Here is a 3,431-nt window from a genome sequence, read left to right on the forward strand (position 1 = left end):
CAACACATGAGTTGGTAGTACCTAAGTCAATACCAATAATTTTCGCCATTTGATGTGTTCCTCTAAAATTTTGTGAATCCCCCTCATATGCTTTTCGGTAAAGGGGATTTGCTTGTTATTCGATATGAGAGTCAATCGTTTTTTTTCAAGCATTTTTATGAAAAAAAACTGAAAAACTCTCAAAATACTGGATTTATTGTCCGACCATGACCATTGCAGGGCGGAGTAGGCGACCATTTAAGGTATAGCCTTTCTGTAAAACCGTACCAATTTCATTCGCTTTAGCATTTGGATCGATACCAACCGCTTGATGAAGGTCTGCATTAAAACCATTTTTTGTGTCTGCTTCGACCACACCAAATTTTTCTAACGTTGTAAGCAACGATTTTAAAGTCAGTTTTACACCTTCTAATACAGGTGTTTCTTCTGCACCAGCTGCTTGAATCGCACGTTCAAGATTGTCGACAGAATCCAATAGCTCTTTCGCAAATTTCTCAAGCACAGTGTCTTTATGCTTTTCTGATTCACGTTGAATACGTTCAACACTTTTCTGTGCTTCGTAAACGGCATTGGCAGTACGTGCTTTTTCGAGTTTTAAGCTTTCTTCGAGTTTAGTGATTTGCGCTTGTAAATCTTCAACGCTAAGCTCGTTTGCTTGCTCTACACCTTCAGCTTGAGTTTGTTCAGTCTGTTGCTCATTTTGAATGTCTTGAGCTTGCTCATTGTGCTCATTAGCCATTGATGATCTCCGTTTAAAAAAGTTCTCAAACATGTACAGTCCTTTTGGCATTGATGCTCATAGGGTCAAACCCGAACTGCCACGTATAGGTCATTCATAGATACGGATGAAGTATGGGCAACGCGACAAAATTCAAGCGTTCAGGTCGATTTAAATCTTTTAATTTTGCTTATTTAAGTAAAAACTTAAGTTTTCGATGACGAAAGCAATAAATTCTTGGGTTATTTTCGGTAAATGTTGTCTTGATGCATACACCAAAGACAAGGTGAGATCGGGCGCAGAAAAATCTGTAAACACTCGTTCTAAGCGCTGCTCGGCAAAATCTTGACGTACTAACAAAGTCGGTAGCATGGAAACACCTTGCGCTTTGAGACACATCTGATAGAGCGCGATCACATCATTGCTCTTAAACGTAACATTTAACGGATAGTTCTGTGGTTGCTGATCTGTATCAAAAAGCGTCCAATATTGATTGTGGGTATGATGAGCAATACATTCGTGTTGAATCAATTGGCTGGGATGAGAGAGAGGAGGATGATCTTTTAAATAATGTGGATGTGCGCAGAACACAGATTCAATTTGACAGACAGGGCGGGCTATTAGTCCATCAGCAACTTTTTGCGTAATCCTAAGTGCGAGATCAACTTGGGCATCCATGAGATCAACTGTATTTTCAGTTAAATACACATCAAAATGAATGTGCGGATAACGTTTTTTAAATTGCTTGATGCATTCATTGACACCCAATTGAAATAAGAACAAGCCACACGTAAAACGAATAGTACCGCTATGTTGTTCTGGCGCTGCTAAACTTTCCAAGAGTTGTTGTTGTTGTAAAATATTTTCACAATAGACCAGTGCTTTTTCACCTGCAGGCGTCAGTGAAACTTTGCGAGTATTGCGTTGAAACAGTCGAGTGGAAAATGTTTGTTCAAGGTGTTCCAAATAACGCGACACCATTGCTTTAGAGTAGTCTAAATGTTCTGCAGCTTTGCTGAGATTGCCCTGTTGTGCAATACAGACAAAGACTTGAATGGCTTTTAAGGTATCCATATTTATTTTGATTGTTGCAAGATATGCAACATTTTATCTTAATTTAGTGGGTTTATTCAGCAATAATTGCAATTTAAAGTGTTTCCTATCAGATCGGAGACAACATATGAAAATGAATCCTTATGCAATTGCATTCGCAACCATTGCAACATTAACAGCAGCATCAACGACATTTGCCCAAGACTTAACACTCCAAAACTTTTTAGCGAAGCCTGAGCATTTTGGTGTCACTTCTACCTTGATTGAAGGGGATAAAGAAGTCCTGTTGGTCAATGCTCAATTTTCAAAATCAGAAGCGCTTCGTATTGCAGCGGATATTCTGGACAGTGGAAAAACGCTGAAAACAATTTTTGTGAGTTATGGTGATCCAGATTTCTATTTTGGTTTAGATGTATTTAAACAATATTTCCCGAATGTACAAATCATTGCTACGCCTGAAACGGTTAAACATATTCAGGATACGCAAGCGCTTAAAGTGGATTACTGGGGTCCAAAAATGGGTGCCAATGCTCCAAGCAAAATTATTGTCCCACAAGCATACACAGCCAAAACATTGAAACTTGAGAATGAAACCATCGAAATCAAGGGTCAAAAAGAACTGACTTATTTATGGATTCCAAGTGTAAAAGCAGTGGTTGGCGGCATCCCAGTATCTTCAGGTATTCACCTTTGGACAGCAGATACTCCAACTACGAAAGATCGTGCTGAAGTGATCAAAACATTGGAATCGATCAAAGCACTGAAACCGCAAACTGTTGTTCCTGCACATATGAAGGCTGGTGCTGCTGAAGGTTTAGATGCGGTGAACTTTTCAATTGATTATTTAAAGCAATACGAACAAGCCGTGAAATCTAGCAAAAACTCAGAAGTGTTGATTAAAACCATGCAACAGAAATATCCAACGCTGACTGAAACAAGTAGCCTTGAGTTAGGTGCTAAAGTTGTTAAAGGCGAGATGCAGTGGCCTTAAGCCTAAATTAATCATAAAGCCGTAATCTTCTGATTGCGGCTTTTATTTAGATTAAAGTAACTATTAATCTATTCTTTGTAATTGTAAGCTTTTGGGTATGTTCTACGAGTTTTATATAAATTATAAAAAATGAAGATGTTCGAATTTTTCTTTAATAAATTCAGTTTATATCAACAAAAGTTATGAATAGATAAGTGCTTAGCCAATTTTTATGATCAGGAAAATATGTGAAATCTGCTTTTAATTGATTAAATAAAAGTTGCAAAAGCACGCTGTATAAATAACAAACCGCTACTAATCCGCATCACGCCAGCAGAAAAAATTGTGAATGATAGGCAACGCAAAGATAACTTTGCTATTTGTCATAATGAAAGGAAATACACAATGAAAAAGTTAGCATTGATCTCTATGGTTGTAACTGGTGTTGCATTCACAGCTGTGGGTTGTTCGACTCAAGGTGGTTTAGATGCTTCTGGTTCAGCTCAAACTAGTGCAGGCCCAACAGGCGTACAAGGTGGTGTTGGTGTACAAGCTGGTACGTCTGTAGATGTTCAACCAGGCGGTGCTTCAGCAGATATTTCAGGTTCAGTATCTGGCTCAGCTGGTGCTGATGCAGCAGGCCAATAATTTTTTATGCTAAGTCGGCTTGCAATAGATTGAATGTTAGAT

General features: G+C 38.4%; 4 protein-coding genes. 2 read left to right on the plus strand and 2 right to left on the minus strand.

What is annotated here, in order from left to right:
* Nucleotides 1-193: 193 nt before the first annotated feature.
* Nucleotides 194-739, minus strand: a complete 546-nt coding sequence (gene grpE / locus B4237_RS15330) for a nucleotide exchange factor GrpE (protein ID WP_007482191.1) — start codon at nucleotides 737-739, stop codon at nucleotides 194-196.
* 159 nt (nucleotides 740-898) lie between these two features.
* The gene (locus tag B4237_RS15335) at nucleotides 899-1,792 is read right to left on the minus strand and encodes a LysR family transcriptional regulator (protein ID WP_007482193.1); all 894 of its coding nucleotides are present in this window, start codon (nucleotides 1,790-1,792) and stop codon (nucleotides 899-901) included.
* 106 nt (nucleotides 1,793-1,898) lie between these two features.
* Here B4237_RS15335 and B4237_RS15340 point away from each other — a divergent pair, with 106 nt between their 5' ends.
* Nucleotides 1,899-2,762: an MBL fold metallo-hydrolase gene (locus B4237_RS15340; protein WP_278595877.1), complete on the plus strand. Its 864-nt coding sequence runs from the start codon at nucleotides 1,899-1,901 to the stop codon at nucleotides 2,760-2,762.
* A 384-nt stretch (nucleotides 2,763-3,146) separates the two neighbouring features.
* Nucleotides 3,147-3,389, plus strand: coding sequence for a hypothetical protein (locus tag B4237_RS15345; RefSeq protein ID WP_004882185.1), 243 nt, complete (start codon nucleotides 3,147-3,149; stop codon nucleotides 3,387-3,389).
* The last annotated feature ends 42 nt before the right edge of the window (nucleotides 3,390-3,431 follow it).

The organism is Acinetobacter sp. UBA6526, from assembly GCF_002434875.1.
Taxonomy (GTDB): Bacteria; Pseudomonadota; Gammaproteobacteria; order Pseudomonadales; family Moraxellaceae; genus Acinetobacter; species Acinetobacter venetianus.

Bases quoted from the DNA above. Each gene is read 5' to 3' on its own strand.
- B4237_RS15345 (WP_004882185.1), top strand. From the start codon at position 3,147: ATGAAAAAGTTAGCATTGATCTCTATGGTTGTAACTGGTGTTGCATTC.
- B4237_RS15340 (WP_278595877.1), top strand. From the start codon at position 1,899: ATGAAAATGAATCCTTATGCAATTGCATTCGCAACCATTGCAACATTA.
- grpE (WP_007482191.1), bottom strand. From the start codon at position 739: ATGGCTAATGAGCACAATGAGCAAGCTCAAGACATTCAAAATGAGCAA.
- B4237_RS15335 (WP_007482193.1), bottom strand. From the start codon at position 1,792: ATGGATACCTTAAAAGCCATTCAAGTCTTTGTCTGTATTGCACAACAG.